Below are 17,819 nucleotides of genomic sequence, written 5' to 3'. Positions count from 1 at the left end.
TTATTTCTAAAATCAGTAACTTACTAATCCTATGACAAAAGGTTGGAAATGGTTTTTCGGTATCAGTTCGCTGCTGTTTTTATTGTTTGCCTTTTGGCAGATAAATGATCCGGACCCAATGAGGTGGGTACCCGTGTACCTGATTGCTGCGCTAACTGCCGGGTTTGCTTTTTTTGGAAAGTTTAACGTGAACCTACTGGTGTTCTTCACCTTTAGTTATTTGATTGCTGCGGTATTCTTCTGGCCGGATAATATCCTGGGATGGATAGGTGAAGAGTGGCAACAAAAAGACCTTTCCATGAAAACCATTGCCATGGAAACGAATCGTGAATTTTTTGGCTTAACCCTGGCAGCAATCACCTTTGCGCTGCAGGCAATTATCGGAAGGAGAAAAAGGCTGTTGGAAAATCAGAATAAAAACAAGCAGGACACTTGATCCATAGATCCAAGTTTGGCCACTTTGCTGGCTTGAAAAAAATAAATCATAAAACATGACGAAAAAATACGATGTGACGGGTATGGGAAATGCCCTGGTGGATATAGAGTTTGAGGTAAGCGATGCCTTTCTGGAAACGAATGGTATTGAAAAAGGGCTGATGACGCTAGTCGATGAAGAACGTCAGGGAACGCTAATGACTGCCATTCATACTAAAACTTCCAAGCTGCAATGTGGTGGATCCGCCGCCAACACCGTTATCGCTCTCAGTCAGTTCGGAGGAAAATCGTACTACTGCTGCAAAGTGGCAGACGACGAACTGGGTAGGTTTTTTATGGAGGATCTTCGGGAGTCCGGAGTGAACCATAACCTGGATCCTTATCAGTTGGAAAAAGGCATTACCGGTAAATGCCTGGTAATGGTAACGGCTGATGCTGAAAGAACCATGAATACCTTTCTGGGGATTACTCAAACCTTTTCAGAATCCCAACTGAATCTCGAAGCCATCAAAGACTCCAAGTACCTGTATATCGAAGGATACCTGATCACTTCTCCTGATGCCAAAGAGGCCATGCTTAAGGCAAAACAAGTGGCAAAGGAAAACGGCGTAAAAGTAGCCCTTACTTTTTCGGACCCTGCGATGGTCAAGTATTTTGGAGCCGGTTTTGAGGAGGTAATCGGTGATGGGGTGGACCTGCTTTTCGCTAATGAAGAAGAGGCCATGTTGTACACTGGCGAAGAAACCCTTCTTGAAGCAAGGGAGGCGATGAAGAAGCTGGCAACCCGTTTTGTCATTACCCAGGGTAAAAACGGAGCGATAATCTACGATGGCGAGACGTTTATAGACATCGAACCCTATCCGACCCGGGCTGTGGACAGTAATGGTGCCGGTGACATGTTTGCAGGGGCTTTTCTTTATGGGATTACCAACGGCCATTCCTACGCTTCCAGCGGAAAATTGGCCAGCATGGCATCTTCCAAAATAGTCAGTCAATTTGGCCCTCGCCTAACCTGGGACGAGGCCGGAGAAATTTTGGATCGGCTCAAGCCGGATCAGGGATAAAGACCGTATCAGAAAAGGGTTAATTTATCAAAAAAGGTTAGATGTATGTATAGGGGCGGGAATATTTCCGTCCCTTTTTTTATTCCTCGAACACGACATGTGTAAAGGAATACTCCGTGCGTACCAGGCTGTCCGTTTCCGATGGAAGGTAATGTAAATCAAAGAGCACGTCGTTTAGATCCAGTGCGTTGTTGATAACTACCTGGTAAGCTTGTTCCCCGATTTTGGTGAGAACGTAATCGGGGAATTCCGGAAAAGTAAATTCGATTTCACCGCTATAGGCCAATGGAAACCGGGCTTTAAGATAAAACTTGTCCTCAAATAGGAAGGCATCCTGTATGAGCGGATAAAATTCATTGTAGATCCGTTTTTCATCCACCAATAAACTTTCAAAAACAGTGATTTCGTCATCCAGATATTGTTGCCTGGTACTGTCACCATTTTTGACTTCGACCCACCCGTCAAGATGTGCCGAAGCTTGGTTATCCTGAATAATAATCTCCTTCCATGTGCTATTTTCGGAGGTTTTCTCTTTCTTTTTTGGCTTACAGCCTAAGGTTCCCAGCCAGCAAAGCAGGAATAACGGGAAAACTACCTTATTTAGCTTTTTTTCCATGCCCGGGTCATTTCTTTTTTACCCGGAGGTCCAGGCACCTCATCCAGGGTTAGCCCCAGGGATTGAAGATTCTTTTTGAGATGGCCTGCCGCACAGTAGGTAACAAAGGTAGCACCGGGGTTCATACAGGCATGAATTTTTTCAAGTAGTGGTTTCTCCCATAGTTCGGGTTGTTTTTTAGGAGAAAAGGCATCAAAGTAGACGATGTCAGTAGGATATAGCTGGACCTCCTGCAAGGAAATCCGTTCCTTTTTGATGTTAAAATAGTCCGTTAAAGGCTTCCCGGTGTCCCATTCCATTTTGTGCAGCTTTTTGAAATAGCCGTTGTAGTGAGTGAGGGTTTCATCTAGCTGGGTATAATTTAAGGACTCGTAGATTTTTTCCGGAAGGGGAAAGGGTTCTATGGTGTGGTACAATACCGGAACCTGATTTTGTTCTGCCCAAATCAAGGTAAGCCAGGCATTGAGGCCGGTACCAAAGCCCAGCTCAAAAATCCGGATAGGAAACTTACCCCGGTTTCGGGCATACCAGGCTTCCAAGCCATAAAGTAGAAATACGTGGATGGACTCCCGATAGGCACCATGGGAAGAATGATAGCTTTCGTTGAGTTCCGGAAGATATACCGAGTGGGAACCGTCTTCCGTAGTAATGATTTTGGGTTCCTGCTTGTTCATTTGATGGGTTGATTTGGCTGGTGAATTAACGCCACACAATAGGCAGATACTCCTTCTTGCCTTCCGACAAAACCCAAATTTTCCGTGGTGGTGGCCTTAATAGAGATCTGGTTTTCGGTTACTTGCATTACTTCCGAGAGGCATTTTTTCATTTCGGGGATAAAGGGATTGATTTTTGGCTTTTGAAGGCAAATGGTGGCATCCAGGTTTCCCAGTGCATAGCCGCTATCCGCGACCAGCCTCATGACTTCTTTTAATAATAATTTGCTATCAATTCCCTTGTACTGGGGGTCCTGATCTGAAAAGTGGTAGCCGATATCGCGCAGGTTGGCCGCTCCTAGGAGGGCATCACAAATAACATGTATCAGCACGTCAGCATCCGAATGCCCCACGGCCCCTTTGTCATGTGGGATTTTAATTCCACCCAACCAAAAATCAACGGTTTCTTCCAGTTGATGGACATCGTAACCAAATCCAATTCGAAAATTATTCATGATATCGTGTGTTAATCCCGGAACAATCCGTGGAAGTCAATCCTTACATTTATAATAAACTACTGAAGCCAGATCATTGCTTAGGTAGGCAGTAGACGCCTCCCTGATTTCTTCTGCTGAAATGGCTAATTTCCGGTCAAATTCCGTCTGGATTAAAGAGGGATCGCCCAATGAGGCATAATAGGCCAGCTTCATGGCCCGCCCCAGCAACGATACCGACTCGAAAGTAGTCATTGCCTCTGACTGGTTCTTTATCTTTTGAAGGACCTGCTCTGGAAAAACGTTTTGCTTTAAGGTGTCGACAATTTTATCCAGCTCTTCCTCCGCTTTTTCGGCGGGAATACCTTTTTCCATTTTGCCGGTAAACACCATGAGCCCGGGGTCTATGTTGCCTAAAACGTACGCCTGGCAACTGGCAAAATTGGCGCTGTTTTTTACCAGTTTTTGCTCCAATACCGAGGATCTTCCGAAACTTAAAATATCGGTAATTAGATCGCAGTGCAGGTAGGCATCATCCAGCCTTCCGGGAATCCGGTAGACTTTGTAAAGGGCCTCAGTAGGTACCTCTGCGAATACCTGCTTGCTTCTTTTTTCTTTTTGGGGAGGTTCGGGAATAGGCGTGGAAATCTGATGCAAACTCGCCGGAATTTCACCAAACCAGTGACCTACCTTATCCCTGACTTCGTCAAATGATACTTTCCCGGCAATGCACAAGACGGCATTATTGGGGGAGTAATGGTGCTGATAGAACTGCAGCAAATCCTTTTTTTCCAGTAGCTCGATATCCTCTATTTGTTGTCCGATGGTCGGCCAGCGGTAAGGATGTTGCTCATAAGCCAGGTTTCTGACATGATGCATGGCATCTCCATAAGGCTGATTGAGATACCGCTGTTTAAACTCCTCCATTACCACTTGCTTCTGAGTCAGCACTTGCGGGTCATTCAAGCTGAGGTGGAGCATTCGGTCAGATTCCAGCCAAAGTGCCGTATCCAGATTGACCGCCGGAAGGGTAATGTAATAATTGGTAATGTCCGTATTGGTAAAGGCATTACTGGAGCCCCCTACCCTTTCCAGTGCATTGTCAAATTCAGGAACGTGTTGCGAACCGGAAAACATCAGGTGTTCAAAATAGTGAGCCAAACCGGTTTTACCAGCGGTTTCATTTCTGGAGCCTACCTTATAGAGTAAGTTGACAACGGCCATTTCCGAAGTGGGATCTTCATGAACCAGCACCTGCAGGCCATTGTCTAGTGTAAATTCTTTGTAATCGATCATAGAATAGGGTCAAAAGTAAGAAAATTTTGTCCCATCCGAAGCCTGTTTTTCTAAATTGATTCCCCCTTGTATCCTGATTTTTCCAAAGCAGCCTTGACAGATTCGGGATCGACTTTTTCATTTACGGTTAGAATTCTATCCGGGGACTTGAGATCGACTTCCCATTGGTTCGGAGCTAGTTGATTCAGGGCTGGACTCACTGCAGCAATGCAAGCTGCACATTTGATGTTGGTTTTAAATTGCATGGATTTTTCGTTGTTCATGGTGTTTATTTGATTTTGGTAAATTTTAATCGAAGGCTATTGCTCACTACGGAAACGGAACTCAAGGCCATGGCGGCACCGGCAATCATGGGGTTTAGTAAAAAACCCGATATCGGATACAACAGCCCGGCAGCTATGGGGATTCCGATGATATTATAGATAAAGGCCCAGAATAAATTTTGGCGGATGGTTCGTACCGTTTGTGTGCTTAATTGTAACAGTTGAGGTACGCTTTTTAGGGATGAATGCATCAGGGTAACCTTGGCCGTTTCCATGGCAATGTCCGTTCCCGCGCCCATGGCAATGCCTAAATCGGCCAGCACCAGTGCCTCGCTATCGTTGATGCCATCACCTACCATGGCCACCTTATGGCCTTGTTTCTGAAGTTCCCGGATATAATTTCCCTTGTCCTGAGGTAACATCCCACTTTGAAAATGCCGGATACCAACCGCTTGCGCCACAGAGGCGGCGGTTTTTTCCTGATCCCCGGTCAGCATGTGCACGGTGATCCCCATTTTTTCCAATGTAGCGACGGCCTCGGCGGAGTCTTCCCGGATTTGATCGGATATGGCGATCCATCCCACCAGGCTAGCGTCTACAGCCAAATAGACAAGAATGCTACCATCCTCCAGGGCTTTTTGTCCCGACTGAATCAGGTCGTCTTCCATGCCTACTTCCAGGGATAGCAGCCAGTTTTGGGTACCAATACGGTACGTTTTTCCTTCGTAACGGGCGCTAACCCCTTTTCCGGTTTCAGATTGAAAATTTTCGATTCCCAACGATTTGTCAGAAGACGTAAAATGCTGCGCAATGGCCGCAGCCAAGGGGTGTTCACTTTTAGACTCAAGTGCCTGAAAAACCCGGCTCAGCTGTGTTTCATCCACGCCTGTTTTCCACTTCACCGTTTTCACTGTGGGCTTACCGAGGGTGATCGTACCGGTTTTGTCCAGGATGAGGCTGTCTGTACGCTTCCCTCTCTCCAAACTTTCGGCATCCCGGATCAGAATGCCATAGGAAGCTGCTTTCCCCATTCCTACCATGATGGCAGTGGGCGTGGCCAGGCCCAGCGCACAGGGACAGGCGATTACCAATACGGTTATTCCGGAGAGCATCCCCCGTACCACCGCCTCTTCCACACCACTGAATGTCCAGACAAAAAAGGTAAGCACAGCCAATCCCAGCACTACTGGAACAAAGACGGCCGTTACCTTATCTACCGTCTTCTGGATCGGCGCTTTGGAGCCCTGGGCTTGTTTTACCCGGTCAATGATGGCTGCCAACAACGTTTCTGAAGCGGATACGCTGGCTTTGAAAATAAAGCTTCCTTTCTGGTTGATGGTGCCGGCATAAACCGTATCCCCTGGTTTTTTTTCAACGGGAATCGGTTCTCCGGTAAGCATGCTTTCGTCTACGTAGGAATTGCCTTGTTCCAGAATTCCGTCCAGGGGTACCCGCTGCCCGGGTTTGATCATAATGACTTCTCCTATTTCCACCTCTTTCACAGGCAGGCTAAGTTCCTTACCATCCCGAATGGCGATTAGACGGTCAGGCTGCAGCCCGATCAGTTTTCTCAGTGCTTCCGATGTTCCCGCCTTGGCTCCTGCCTCCAACATTCGTCCTAATAAAATAAAAAAGACAATGACAGCGGCCGTTTCAAAATAGACGTGTGCGACGATGCCTCTTCCTTCCAGCCATTGGGGAAAAAAAGTGGCAAAAGTACTGTACAAGTAGGCAATTCCGGTACTCAATGCTACCAGAGTGTCCATATTCGCCTTACCGATTTTCGTCTGTTTGGCGGCATTGGTAAAAAAAGCCCTTCCGAAAACGAAGAGGACTGGAGTTGTCAGAAACCACATGATATAATTCCCATAGGGCATCTCCATCCAAAACATGCCAATGAGAAACACCGGCAGGGCCAATATGCCCGAGGCAATGGTGTTTCTACGCAGTTTTTTATAAGCCGCTTTTTGAACCTCTTCCAGGCTATCCTTTTCCTGCTGGTCAATCAGTAATTCATATCCTACGGCATGAATATTCTTCCTGGCCTGATTCAGGTCGGTTGTTTTTTCATCAAAAACCAGGGTGGCCGCTTGTGTGGCATAGTTCACACTGGCAGATTGAACACCCGGAGTTTCTTTCAGCACGGTTTCCACGCTTACGGCACAGGCAGCGCAACTCATACCTGATACCGGAATTTCGACGGTTTTACTCATAACTTAACGTTTCCCAAAATTACACAGGACAAGGTCGCTACCTGTTATATAATTTTCAAAAAATTGTATAAAGGCATTTCTGATAAATCGATAAAAATGTTGAACTTTAGCGTTGGTACGCAGGTTTTTAAACTTTATTTACTTCTGATAACCAGTCAAAATTGCACCTTTCATGATAAAATCCACCGTAGACCCTGCCTGTACGGGCTTATTTTCAGATTTGTTTTTAGACTATATTCGGCAAAAGGATACACTAGCACCATTTTATCAGGAATATCCGGAATTAAATCGATTTAAAAAGGCGATTGAAAAGAATGCCTTTTCGCTAGAGAAGCGCAGGGTATTGGTGGACGCATTACGGGAGCAGTATAAAGGTTTCGGGGAATCTCCGGTTACAAGCAATATCGAGAAACTTGCTGATCTGAAAACCTTCACCGTTACCACAGGGCATCAGCTTAATCTGATGACAGGCCCCTCTTTTTTTATTTATAAGATTGTTTCCACCCTGCGATTGGCAGAAAAATTACAGAAAGCGTATCCGGATTACCAGTTTGTTCCGGTGTATTGGATGGCCAGTGAGGATCATGATTTTGAAGAGATCAATCATTTTCATTTTGACGGGAAGAAATACACCTGGGAAACAAATCAGGAAGGGCCGGTAGGCGAATTTGAAATAGATGAAACCTTAAAAGGCTTGCTACAGCAATGGGATTTTGTCCCCGCATTCTTCAAGGAGGCATATACCCAAAGTAAGTACCTGAAGGAGGCTGTCAGAAAATACGTTCATCACCTGTTTGCAGAAAAAGGGCTGGTAATAATAGATGCCAACCATCAGGCACTGAAAAAGCAGTTTTTACCCATTATCAAGGATGATCTTTTTTATCAACGGGCCAATACACTTGTAAATGAGAGCAATCAATCCCTGGAGGCTGCCGGATACAAGACTCAGATATTTCCCAGAGAGATCAATTTTTTTTACATGGAACCCGGACGCAGGGAGAGGCTGGTACGGCAGGACGGGGAATTTCGTACCCACGATGGTAAAAACAAATGGACGGAGGCTGAAATGGAGGCCTTTTTAGAGTCCCATCCGGAGAAGTTCAGCCCCAATGTGGTCATGCGGCCCTTGTATCAGGAAGAGATTTTACCCAATCTGGCCTATTTGGGAGGCCCTGCCGAGGTGGCGTATTGGTTTCAATTAAAAAAAGTTTTTGACCATTATAAGGTATCATTCCCCTTTCTTCTGCCAAGGAATTTTGCCATGATAATTCCGGGACATGTGCAGCGAAAAATCGACAAATTGAGGCTGAAACCAGAAGAACTTTTCCAGTCTATTGACCGACTGAGGATTGCCTATGTAAAACAGCACGCGTCTGAAGACCTTTCTCTGAAAACAGAAAAAGAGCAGTTGAATCAACTGTTCGGGACCTTGGAAAAGCGGGCAAGCCGGCTGGACCCCACCTTAGAGGCTGCGGTAAAAGCAGCGCTCACTAGAAGCGATAAAATTCTGGACCAGGTAGCGGTTAAATTCAGGAAGGCCGAAGAAAAAAACCAAAAGGATGCCATCCGGCAACTAAGGGAAGTCAAGGCTTATCTCTTTCCAAACGGAACCTTGCAAGAGAGAAAGGTCAATTTTCTGGAATTTTACCTAAAGGATCCGGAAATGATCGAACAACTTTTAGGAAAATTTGATCCATTGGATTTTAATTTTATAATTTTGCAGGAGAATGGAAGCGAAGGAAGTACTCAGGAAAAGGTTCAAATCGGATAGAATAGCCCTGGGAGAAGAAGAAAGGGCCCTGCGATCTGAAAAAATTGCCCGTGAATGCATGAATTTTTTAGTCCAACGGGAAAAAATCCGGCATATTCACCTTTTTTTTCCCATCAAACGGCTTTTCGAGATCAATACGGTACTATTATTGCCCTTGTTATTTGAGGGCGGATATAAGGTCTATGGGTCTATAACGGATAAGAATTTACAGCGCCTTCATACAGTAAAAATAGATGAAAGCACTGTTTTCCTGGAAGACGATATGGGTATACCCGTACCTCAAAATCCAGAATCGGCTCTCAATAAAGACATCGAACTGGTATTCGTTCCCCTTTTAGGGCTGGATGCCAAGGGTAATCGGTTGGGCTACGGAATGGGCTATTATGACCGGTTTTTTCGCATGCTAAAGCCGGGAGTACTTAAAGTTGGATTGTCCTACTTCCTTCCTTCCGACGAATTGCCTACGGCAGGACACGATGTGCCTTTGGATGCCTGTGTCTTTCCAGAAGGTAGTGTAGTTTTTAATCAATAGTTTTTCTAAATAATAGTTGTATGGTAAAAAAATCAATGATTTTCGTATTTGCTCTAATGATGGGCTTGGGTCTCCTCAACGAGAGCAGGGCTCAGACGTATGCCACAGGGATAGGCTTGAGAGCAGGTGTTAGCAATGGGCTGACAGTAAAACACTTTATTCAAAGCGATGTGGCTTTGGAGGGGATTCTTCATTCACGCTGGAGGGGCTTGGTCCTTACCGGATTATATGAGGTCCATAAAGACATCCGGGAAGTCCGGGGACTTCGTTGGTTTTATGGTGGAGGAGCACATATTGGAAGCTGGAATAGTGGAAATACGGTGAAACGAGATTACAGTGGTACCACTATTGTGGGGATTGATGGAATCATCGGCCTTGATTTTAAGTTTGCCGATGCGCCCATTAATTTATCCCTGGACTATAAACCTGCATTTAATATTATCAATGATGCGGGGTTTTGGGGCGATGAGGTCGCACTTTCCATTCGGTTTACATTTTAGAAACGATATGGCAATAAAAAAAACCGCTGAAATTTATTCAGCGGTTTTTTTTTTATTCCTGTGGGATAAGCTTAATCAAAAAGCCGGTTCCCTCGGTGAGGGCATAAATGTATCCGTCCGGAGATTGGGCCACCTGCCTTACACGGCCGATGTCTTGCAATAGTTTTTCTTCTCCTTCGTATTCGGTGCCATTGAGCATCACCCTGGCGATGTGTTGTTTGGCAAGCGCGCCCACCAGGAGGTTTCCTTTCCATTCAGGGTATCGGTCAGAGGTGACCATCATGGACCCGCAGGGAGCAATGGAAGGTCTCCAAAAGTGGATAGGCTGTTCCATTCCTGCCTTTACAGTATCTTCAGTGATGATGCTATCGTCATAGTCGATTCCGTAGGTTATTTCCGGCCAGCCATAATTATTTCCTTTTTCGATGAGGTTAATTTCATCCCCACCTTTGGGACCGTGTTCGATGCCATAAATCCGGTCATTGGCACCGTCATAAACCAAGCCCTGGGGGTTTCGGTTTCCATAGGTCCAAATGGAAGGGATGGCATCCGGCTCATTGACAAAGGGATTGTCTTCGGGAATCCGGCCATCGTCATGAATCCGATGGATTTTTCCATGGGAATTTTTCAGCGTTTGGGCATTCTCAGGGTTAGCACCTCTTTCTCCATTACTAAAGTAAAGGTAGTTATCCTTATCAAAAATAATTCTGCTGCCGAAGTGCCGGCCACCTTCCACCGCTGGTGTGGTTACAATCAGGTCTTCTTGATTCGTTAGGCTGTTACCGTCCACTTTTGCCCGCATGATTGCAGTGGCTCCGCCTCCCTCAACTGGCTTTGCATAGGAGAAATAGATCCATCCATTGTTGCTGTGATCCGGGTGCGTTTGAATATCCAGTAAACCCGCCTGATTAACTTCATGAACCTCCGGCACACCAGCCAATTTTTCGCCCGTAAATTGGTCATCCTGAAAGACCAGGATTTCTCCTTTTCTTTCCGTAACCAACATCCTACCATCGGCCAGCCAGGTCATTCCCCAGGGGTTTTCCAACCCTTCGTATAGGGTATCTACTTTAAAGGTAAGCTGATCGGAAGTCACGGCATAGGGATCTGGAGTGGATTTTTCCTGAACGCCTGACTCGCAGCCTGCACCCAGGCCCATAATTGTCATTCCTAATACTATCTTTGTTAAATCTGTTTTTTTCATTTTACATTTTTCTTTTAAAACCCGAATATACCACATATTTCAGGATTTTTTGATTTCAATCGCGGGTGTCGATTGGATGGCATTCAAACCAAATAGCCGGTTTTTTCGGTATTTGTTGGAGAGCTGTTGGCGGCGAAGAGGCGCGAGGATTCCTTTAATACACAAGGAGATTACCGGTATGGCAAATAGATGCTTATAATCGACAAAATTGGTAGTATAAAAAAATACACACAGAAAAATTTGGTTTTTATATAATAAAAAAAATTTTGTACTTAATTATCACTAAATAAATGCATTAACTCTTTTTGGACAGGACTTTGATTTCTACTTTTATAACTGAAAACCAACTCATAACGAAAATTTAAACCTTTCAAAGGACCATTTTGTCGCCTGGTATGGCGGGTTCATCGAAAAAATTCCAATGAGGGCTTATAATTGCCGAATTTAGATCCATCAATTAAAAACAGCAATAAACATATCCGGTAGGATAGAGAAATTTTAAACAACAGAGATGATGAAAAACAGCAATAACAACTCTAAAATGATGGCGGGAGCTCTGGCGGTATTTGCCACTTTATTTTTCGCCTCCTGTGTGGATGAGCCTACCGAAGGGCCTATTGGTGGTCAGGTAGAAACGATTGAAACCTTGCAAGCTTCCGGCACATTCGACTGGAAAACCAGTGAAAAAATCACCGTCGTAATCGAGGGACTGGCTATAGATGTGGATGTCATCAGAAAGTTAACCTTGGAAACAGGAAGTGGCGATGAATTTTTCGCCGGAGCTCAAGCCATGGACGAGGACTTTGAAATGACCTTCGATTTGCCGGCACATGTAACAGAAGTGACCATGAAGTACGGTGCCATTGAACAAAAGAAAGCGATCAGCCAATACCAGGTGGCGTTTAATTTTGTGGAGGAACGAGGCGAAGAAGATCTGGAACTTTGAGAAGTTTCGGTAATAAAAACAGCAATAAGGAAACGATTATTTTTAAATTTTTAACAATGATGACCATGAAAAAAGTATTGGTATTCAGCTATATAATGGGAATGATGAGCTTTTCCCTGCAAGCTCAGGAAAATTGGGTGAAAAATGATGCCGAACTGGGTGACCGGGATAGGTATTTTGCTGCCTGCTGGTCCATGGGAGCGATAACAGTAAGCGATAGTAAAGAAACCCTGATATCCGGTGATTACAGTCTTCGAAGCAATCAGGTCACGGATGAGTCAAGAACGGCTACCTGGTTAAAATCTCCCTGGATGATGATGGAGGCTGGCGAGATAAGTTTTAACACCCGTCTCGACGGGAATGCCGGTGGGAATAGAAGCATTATCATCCAGTACATAGCATTTGATCCAATGAATGAGTCTACCGGTGAAGGTGATGTCATTGAGACAGCTGAATTTGAGTTTCCGACTCCTATAAACCGCCAAACTGACGTGCATGAAGTGACTGTTTCAGTACCTGATGCACTCCAGGGAAAAACGGTGAAAATTTACCTTAGTCTGGTTGGATCCGGTGGAAGCGCCCGAATAGGAATCGATGATCTGGCCATTCCAGGCACTTATGCTGCCGATCCTTCAGAGGGTTGTTTGCCAAAGAGCCAGATAGCCGACAAAGATAAAGATGGTATCGCAGATGAAGAAGATGCGTATCCGGAAGATCCCTACCGGGCATTTGACAATTTTTTACCTGCTACCGGGTTCGGAACCCTGATGTTTGAAGACTTATGGCCAGCCAGAGGGGATTATGACTTCAATGATCTGGTCGTGGACTATCGTTTAAACCGGGTCACGGATGCTAAGGGAGATGTCGTAGAAATCAAAATTGAACTGTCGCCTAGGGCTGCAGGGGCAGGTTTCACCAATGGTTTTGGGATCGAGTTTGCCGGTTTATCGCCGAAAAAAGTGATGCAGGTAATCGGAACCAAATCCAGTGCGGAAAGTATCCACAAAATAGACGAAAAAGGATTGGAATTGGACAATGAGTTTGCCACAATCATTCCTTTCGATAAAGTTTCCCTTGTCCTCACCCATCCCGGTGGCGGTGCCTTGGGTATCAATACCGACCCGAAATTTAAGCTTCAAAGACCGGAGCTGCAGACGATTGTGATCACATTGAAAGAAGAAGGCAAAAGCACCGAAGAGGGGGCGACAAAATTGAATGAGCTGGGACTGGATAATTTCAATCCTTTCCTAATTGTCAATCAGAAAAGAGGGGTAGAGGTTCACTTGCCCGGAATGAAGCCTACCCGACATGCAGACCAAACCATTTTTGGGACAAAGGAAGATGGAAGTATTGCCGGGGCGGATAGCTATTACCGCAATAAAGAAAATGGATTGCCTTGGGGAATGAACGTGCCGGTAAGTATTCCTTACATGATTAACAAGGCTCCGATCACCGAAGGATACGTCCGGTTTTTTGAATGGGTTGTTTCCGGAGGAGAATCCTATCCGGATTGGTATCTGGATAATAGCGGATTCCGAAACCAAAGGTTAATGCTGAACGCAAATATGCACGGAGACACGATCGTCAGAGGTGGAGGATCTAATAGAATCCCGTAACAGGGAGCTTTGGTCACTGACAAAACAGCCCTGAAAGCTTAGTCTTAGATAGAATGCTGCTGTTCTGGGGATAGCTCATCAGCAGGAATCTTAAATGGAGAAACTCAGGTAGCCGAAGGGCTACCTGAGTTTTAATTGGCGGGATCGACACGAATGGATAAAGTGGTTATCTGTTTTGGATTTAGTAAGAAATCGCTACTTTAGCAGTACTTTGTTTAGGTTGTTTTTTACGATGGGTAGATGGATGGTTTTTAATAGAATGGAATTATGGGAAATTTAATACTACAAAATATGCCTACCTCGCATATACTTTTTAAACGAAGTGGCCTCATTCCGGCACTCATGTTTTTGTTTATGTTTCAGGCAACTACGGCCGTTTTCGCTCAGGTAGTGACGGTCACGGAAACTGAAAATTTTATTCCGATGGAACGGGTCACCTACCTCGTAGAGGGGCAGGAGCTGATTCAAACGGAAGCTGAGGGAAACCAGAACCCCAGTCCGGAAAATGTTCCGGTGATCGTCAGTGGAATTCAAATAGAAGGGGGCAAGACGATTTATGCGACCACCCGAAATCCTTCTGTGGCGAACCCCAATCCAGCTATCGGGAGTAACGAAATCCGACCCACTGCCATACAGATTGTCCGATCGGACAACACCATTATCTCTCACAGAGACCAGGAATTTTTCAGCAACCTGGAAGCGGTCGTTTCGACACCTGACATCCGCTCCTATTGGGATATTAATGCACAGCCTTCCATTCCCAGAGGGGATCCCTTTGTTGACCTGATTTACTCCGATCCGGTAGTGACATCCGGTTTCCTGCTATACACCGAACGGGATGGGAATTCGCCGACCGATTTTATTGCTCTGGGTAGGAATGGGGAACCGATTGAAGGAGCAAATACCATTGAAGTCAGAGGCTACCAATGGAAGACGGGTATCCATCATGTGAGCAATGTGCCGGATCAATCACAGGAAATGGTGCTGTTCTCTCCATCCCTTTTTGAATCGGACGAGCCGATATTTGGTATTCGAATCATTGCCGTAAATGAACCTGACGGCAAATTGGTTTTCTTCGTAAATGCCATTTCCGCTACCCCTGACCTGGCCGAGCGCGTAAACAGTGAACTTGGCGGAGAAGCGGTGCTGAATATCTTTGACAATGACGAACTAAATGGAGCCCCCCTTAATCCTATAGATATCCAATTAACGATTCTGGAGGATTTTCCGGCGGGCACAGCAGTGTTAAATCCCGACGGATCGGTGGATGTACCTCCCAATACCCCTCCGGGGGTTTATACGCTGACCTATGAAATTTCTGCGGGACAGGATTCCGATCAGGCAGAGGTCAGGATTGAAGTAATTGAATACAAGCCGGAGGCTTTTGATGATTCCGTGGAAGTACCGGATAGTTTTGCCAGGGATAGTATTGTAAATGTGCTGGGTAACGACATGCTAAACGGCTTGCCAGCCCTTATTGAAAATGTCAACCTAAGTGAAATAAGTAATGATTCAGGCGGGTTTATTAGCCTTACAGCCGATGGATCTATTGATATTTCGGAGGGAATTTCCTCAGGAGATTACCTCCTGGTTTACCAGATTTGTGACGCAGCAGATCCGGGTAAATGCGATCAGGCAACCGTGGCGGTTACCGTGGCACCAACCCTGCTGACGGCGGTAGATGATGAATACGGTAATGTAAATCTAAACCGTGGTGGACTGATCGGAAACGTGCTGGACAATGACCTCCTGAATGGGGAAGCAGTGCCTGAGGATCGGGTACGTGTCACCTTGCTGGATGCAGACGGCTTGTCCGGAGTGACCCTTTCGCCTACCGGGGAATTGGAACTTCCCGTTGGCCTTCCCAATGGTGATTATGAATTGCAATATGAAATGCAGGAAGACATCAACCCCGGAAACCGGGATCAGGCGTTTATCCGGTTTTCCTTACTTGATATCCAATTGGAGGCAAATGATGATGAATATACCACCAACCAAAACCAAGAAATCAGCTTAGATGTACTGGCAAATGATTTTATCAATACCGGAGAGCTGCAGGTGGAAACATTGGAAATTATCGACGCACCGGTAGACGGGACCTTTGTGCCGAATGGAGATGGGACGTTTACCTACACGCCAACGGCTAATTTTTCCGGAACCGATAGCTTCAGGTATGAAATATGCGAAAATACGGACAGGCAATTTTGTGATCAGGCCCTGGTGAGCATTATCGTCAGACCGATCGTGCTGGAGGTATCCAAATCGCCTAATCTGACAGATTTACCCATCGGAGGAATGGTAATTTATACCCTTTCACTTACCAATAATTCGGAATTTGACCTGGAAAATGTGCTGGTGGAAGAAGTCCTACCGGATGGGCTGATGCTGCTTTCCTCCGATCCGGAGCCGACGGATGGAAGCGAGTGGGTTATTGAAACAATACCTGCAGGCACTGAAGTCCGGATTGTGATCGAAGCGATGGGTGTTGGGCTAGGCCAGCAGGTAAATATTGCGAACATTAGTATGGGGGATTACACTGATTTGGTGCAGGCGGTGCCGGTCACGGTATTGGCCAGACCCGTTGATATCCGCATAGAAAAGACCTCTTTTGGTATTGATTTGTATGAAGGAAACGAGTTTGAATACGAAATCCGGGTAAGTAATAACGGTACCGGTCCGGGAGAAGACATATTCCTTGAGGATCAACTGCCCGAAGGATTGGTTTACCTGGGTTTTTCCGGTGAGGCGGAAGTGAATGTATCCGGGAATACGCTCAGCTGGACTATTCCAAGTCTTGGGGCGGGTGAGGAGTTGGTTTTCAGGATTCAGGTTCAGGCAACTCAAACCGGAACTATCACGAATACCATCCGGGTACAGGTTCCTGAAGATCAGGAAAACATTTCTCCGGTTCAGGAGGATAGTGACACCAATCAGGTCAATCCATTCTTCATTCCAAATGTGATCACACCGGGGAATCCGGATGGTAAAAACGACCGATTTGAAATCCGTGGAGTCGAGCGCTTTGCCCAAAGCTCCCTGACTGTATTGAATAGAAATGGCGACCATGTATTTGCTTCAGAGGATTACCAAAACGATTGGGCTGCAGCCGGGCTTAATGCCGGATCCTATTTTTATGTATTGGTGATTACCGATAGTCAGGGGGAAAGCCAAACCTACAAAGGTTGGGTACAGGTAGTGAAATAGAGAAGTTGTGAACAAGGGAGGGTTTAAATTTAATTCGATGAAAAATATTTTTAGCGTTTATGGGTACCTGGCATTGTTGCTGATCTTGACCGTTGGCCAGGCAAACGGGCAGCAGCTGCCCCAATTTAGTCAGTACATGTTTAACGGCCTGCATGTCAATCCAGCTTATGCAGGGTACAAGGGGGAACATTATATCCAATCCTCGTACCGGAACCAGTGGGCTGGTTTGCCGGGAGCACCTACCACGTTCACGGTGACAGCGGACCTGAGTGCCAACGAGGGGCTGATGGGGTTTGGAGCGAGTATTTTATCCGACCAACTCGGACCGGCAAAGACCAATGCCGCTTTGTTGACCTATGCCTACCGGATACAGACGGGAGAGGCATCTTTCTTAGGATTTGGTATCAGTGGAGGCGTTTCTGAATATGCTATTGAAGGCTCCCTCTTCGACCCGAACGATTTTGACGATTCGGAACTACCGGAGGGTAGAATCAATGTGTTCACTCCGAACCTAAATGCGGGTATCTTTTACCATAATCCCGGATTTTATGCGGGCTTTAGTGCCTACAACCTGATCGGTAAAAACGTCTTGGAAAACGAAGCAGTTGCCCTGGCCTACCATAACGTGCACTATTACCTGACGGCCGGAGGCCTGCTACCGCTTTCGGCGGAGGTACAATTCAAACCCTCCTTTCTGGTCAGGCATGGGGGCAAGGGGCCTACCAACGTGGATTTGAATGGTATGTTTTTATTTATGGACAGAATTTGGGCAGGAGCCTCCTACCGAACCAATGTCAAATTGGGTCAGGATGAGTTGCCTAGTGGATTGTCTGCGCGAAACGCCGTGGCCTTAATTTTGGAATTGTTTGCCACTGAAAATTTGAGAGTAGGTTATGCGTACGATATACAAACGAATGCTCTTAGTGGGTTACGAAATAACTCCCATGAATTTTCAGTAGGGTACTATATTTCCCCAAGAAAAGTGACAATGAACAACCCAAGATGGTTTTAA

At 45.8% G+C, this 17,819-nt stretch carries 16 protein-coding genes; 9 read left to right on the top strand and 7 right to left on the bottom strand.

The features are described 5' to 3' along the window. The first annotated feature begins 31 nt into the window (after nucleotides 1-31). On the top strand, nucleotides 32-436 hold the full coding sequence (locus tag GJS45_RS18935; protein ID WP_162343442.1) for a transmembrane 220 family protein: 405 nt from the start codon (nucleotides 32-34) through the stop codon (nucleotides 434-436). Between the two features lie 55 nt (nucleotides 437-491). Further along, nucleotides 492-1,499: an adenosine kinase gene (locus GJS45_RS18930; protein WP_162343441.1), complete on the top strand. Its 1,008-nt coding sequence runs from the start codon at nucleotides 492-494 to the stop codon at nucleotides 1,497-1,499. 79 nt (nucleotides 1,500-1,578) lie between these two features. Here the strand turns inward: GJS45_RS18930 and GJS45_RS18925 are convergent, their stop codons facing one another. From GJS45_RS18925 to GJS45_RS18900, 6 genes are read right to left on the bottom strand one after another with little or no spacing between them, the layout of a single operon-like run. Further along, nucleotides 1,579-2,115 carry a hypothetical protein gene (locus GJS45_RS18925; protein WP_162343440.1) on the bottom strand — a complete coding sequence of 179 codons (537 nt, stop codon included), beginning with the start codon at nucleotides 2,113-2,115 and terminating at the stop codon, nucleotides 1,579-1,581. Beyond that, a complete protein-coding gene (gene mnmD / locus GJS45_RS18920; RefSeq protein WP_162343439.1) occupies nucleotides 2,100-2,789 on the bottom strand; it encodes a tRNA (5-methylaminomethyl-2-thiouridine)(34)-methyltransferase MnmD in 690 nt (229 codons plus the stop codon). The genes GJS45_RS18925 and mnmD overlap by 16 nt, the downstream gene beginning before the upstream one ends. Beyond that, on the bottom strand, nucleotides 2,786-3,283 hold the full coding sequence (gene ispF, locus GJS45_RS18915; RefSeq protein WP_162343438.1) for a 2-C-methyl-D-erythritol 2,4-cyclodiphosphate synthase: 498 nt from the start codon (nucleotides 3,281-3,283) through the stop codon (nucleotides 2,786-2,788). The genes mnmD and ispF overlap by 4 nt, the downstream gene beginning before the upstream one ends. Before the next feature lie 36 nt (nucleotides 3,284-3,319). Next, the gene (locus tag GJS45_RS18910; RefSeq protein WP_162343437.1) at nucleotides 3,320-4,558 is read right to left on the bottom strand and encodes a M16 family metallopeptidase; all 1,239 of its coding nucleotides are present in this window, start codon (nucleotides 4,556-4,558) and stop codon (nucleotides 3,320-3,322) included. 50 nt (nucleotides 4,559-4,608) lie between these two features. After that, entirely contained in the window at nucleotides 4,609-4,821 is a 213-nt protein-coding gene (locus GJS45_RS18905; RefSeq protein WP_162343436.1) for a heavy-metal-associated domain-containing protein, read from the bottom strand. A 5-nt stretch (nucleotides 4,822-4,826) separates the two neighbouring features. Next, nucleotides 4,827-7,034, bottom strand: coding sequence for a heavy metal translocating P-type ATPase (locus GJS45_RS18900; protein WP_162343435.1), 2,208 nt, complete (start codon nucleotides 7,032-7,034; stop codon nucleotides 4,827-4,829). Between the two features lie 172 nt (nucleotides 7,035-7,206). On the opposite strand from GJS45_RS18900, the gene bshC reads away from it, so the two are divergent. Genes bshC through GJS45_RS18885 form a run of 3 tightly spaced genes read left to right on the top strand, consistent with a single transcriptional unit; the run spans nucleotide 7,207 to nucleotide 9,837 of the window. Then, nucleotides 7,207-8,805: a bacillithiol biosynthesis cysteine-adding enzyme BshC gene (gene bshC, locus GJS45_RS18895; protein WP_162343434.1), complete on the top strand. Its 1,599-nt coding sequence runs from the start codon at nucleotides 7,207-7,209 to the stop codon at nucleotides 8,803-8,805. After that, nucleotides 8,762-9,337, top strand: coding sequence for a 5-formyltetrahydrofolate cyclo-ligase (locus tag GJS45_RS18890; protein ID WP_162343433.1), 576 nt, complete (start codon nucleotides 8,762-8,764; stop codon nucleotides 9,335-9,337). Before bshC ends, GJS45_RS18890 begins: the two co-directional genes overlap by 44 nt. Nucleotides 9,338-9,357: 20 nt before the next feature. After that, nucleotides 9,358-9,837 (top strand): hypothetical protein, encoded by a 480-nt coding sequence (locus GJS45_RS18885; protein WP_162343432.1) that lies wholly within the window; start codon nucleotides 9,358-9,360, stop codon nucleotides 9,835-9,837. A gap of 52 nt (nucleotides 9,838-9,889) precedes the next feature. Here the strand turns inward: GJS45_RS18885 and GJS45_RS18880 are convergent, their stop codons facing one another. Beyond that, on the bottom strand, nucleotides 9,890-11,005 hold the full coding sequence (locus GJS45_RS18880) for a PQQ-dependent sugar dehydrogenase (protein WP_394366602.1): 1,116 nt from the start codon (nucleotides 11,003-11,005) through the stop codon (nucleotides 9,890-9,892). A 547-nt stretch (nucleotides 11,006-11,552) separates the two neighbouring features. On the opposite strand from GJS45_RS18880, the gene GJS45_RS18875 reads away from it, so the two are divergent. The 4 genes from GJS45_RS18875 (at nucleotide 11,553) to GJS45_RS18860 (ending at nucleotide 17,819) form a co-directional block, all read left to right on the top strand. Continuing rightward, complete coding sequence (locus GJS45_RS18875; RefSeq protein WP_162343430.1) at nucleotides 11,553-11,987, top strand: hypothetical protein; 435 nt, start codon at nucleotides 11,553-11,555, stop codon at nucleotides 11,985-11,987. Nucleotides 11,988-12,052: 65 nt separating this feature from the next. Beyond that, nucleotides 12,053-13,603, top strand: coding sequence for an LruC domain-containing protein (locus GJS45_RS18870; protein ID WP_162343429.1), 1,551 nt, complete (start codon nucleotides 12,053-12,055; stop codon nucleotides 13,601-13,603). A gap of 291 nt (nucleotides 13,604-13,894) precedes the next feature. Next, the gene (locus tag GJS45_RS18865) at nucleotides 13,895-16,807 is read left to right on the top strand and encodes an Ig-like domain-containing protein (protein ID WP_235954868.1); all 2,913 of its coding nucleotides are present in this window, start codon (nucleotides 13,895-13,897) and stop codon (nucleotides 16,805-16,807) included. A gap of 37 nt (nucleotides 16,808-16,844) precedes the next feature. After that, entirely contained in the window at nucleotides 16,845-17,819 is a 975-nt protein-coding gene (locus GJS45_RS18860) for a PorP/SprF family type IX secretion system membrane protein (protein ID WP_162343427.1), read from the top strand.

Origin of the sequence: Cyclobacterium salsum, assembly GCF_010119245.1 — a bacterium.
GTDB lineage: Bacteria > Bacteroidota > Bacteroidia > Cytophagales > Cyclobacteriaceae > Cyclobacterium > Cyclobacterium salsum.
The sequence above is the reverse complement of the archived record's forward strand: the minus strand, read 5'-3'. Positions and strand labels throughout refer to the sequence as shown.

Excerpts from the sequence above, each read along its gene's own strand:
- GJS45_RS18935 (WP_162343442.1), top strand. The coding sequence starts at position 32 with ATGACAAAAGGTTGGAAATGGTTTTTCGGTATCAGTTCGCTGCTGTTT.
- GJS45_RS18930 (WP_162343441.1), top strand. The coding sequence starts at position 492 with ATGACGAAAAAATACGATGTGACGGGTATGGGAAATGCCCTGGTGGAT.
- GJS45_RS18925 (WP_162343440.1), bottom strand. The coding sequence starts at position 2,115 with ATGGAAAAAAAGCTAAATAAGGTAGTTTTCCCGTTATTCCTGCTTTGC.
- mnmD (WP_162343439.1), bottom strand. The coding sequence starts at position 2,789 with ATGAACAAGCAGGAACCCAAAATCATTACTACGGAAGACGGTTCCCAC.
- ispF (WP_162343438.1), bottom strand. The coding sequence starts at position 3,283 with ATGAATAATTTTCGAATTGGATTTGGTTACGATGTCCATCAACTGGAA.
- GJS45_RS18910 (WP_162343437.1), bottom strand. The coding sequence starts at position 4,558 with ATGATCGATTACAAAGAATTTACACTAGACAATGGCCTGCAGGTGCTG.
- GJS45_RS18905 (WP_162343436.1), bottom strand. The coding sequence starts at position 4,821 with ATGAACAACGAAAAATCCATGCAATTTAAAACCAACATCAAATGTGCA.
- GJS45_RS18900 (WP_162343435.1), bottom strand. The coding sequence starts at position 7,034 with ATGAGTAAAACCGTCGAAATTCCGGTATCAGGTATGAGTTGCGCTGCC.
- bshC (WP_162343434.1), top strand. The coding sequence starts at position 7,207 with ATGATAAAATCCACCGTAGACCCTGCCTGTACGGGCTTATTTTCAGAT.
- GJS45_RS18890 (WP_162343433.1), top strand. The coding sequence starts at position 8,762 with ATGGAAGCGAAGGAAGTACTCAGGAAAAGGTTCAAATCGGATAGAATA.
- GJS45_RS18885 (WP_162343432.1), top strand. The coding sequence starts at position 9,358 with ATGGTAAAAAAATCAATGATTTTCGTATTTGCTCTAATGATGGGCTTG.
- GJS45_RS18880 (WP_394366602.1), bottom strand. The coding sequence starts at position 11,005 with ATGACAATTATGGGCCTGGGTGCAGGCTGCGAGTCAGGCGTTCAGGAA.
- GJS45_RS18875 (WP_162343430.1), top strand. The coding sequence starts at position 11,553 with ATGATGAAAAACAGCAATAACAACTCTAAAATGATGGCGGGAGCTCTG.
- GJS45_RS18870 (WP_162343429.1), top strand. The coding sequence starts at position 12,053 with ATGAAAAAAGTATTGGTATTCAGCTATATAATGGGAATGATGAGCTTT.
- GJS45_RS18865 (WP_235954868.1), top strand. The coding sequence starts at position 13,895 with ATGCCTACCTCGCATATACTTTTTAAACGAAGTGGCCTCATTCCGGCA.
- GJS45_RS18860 (WP_162343427.1), top strand. The coding sequence starts at position 16,845 with ATGAAAAATATTTTTAGCGTTTATGGGTACCTGGCATTGTTGCTGATC.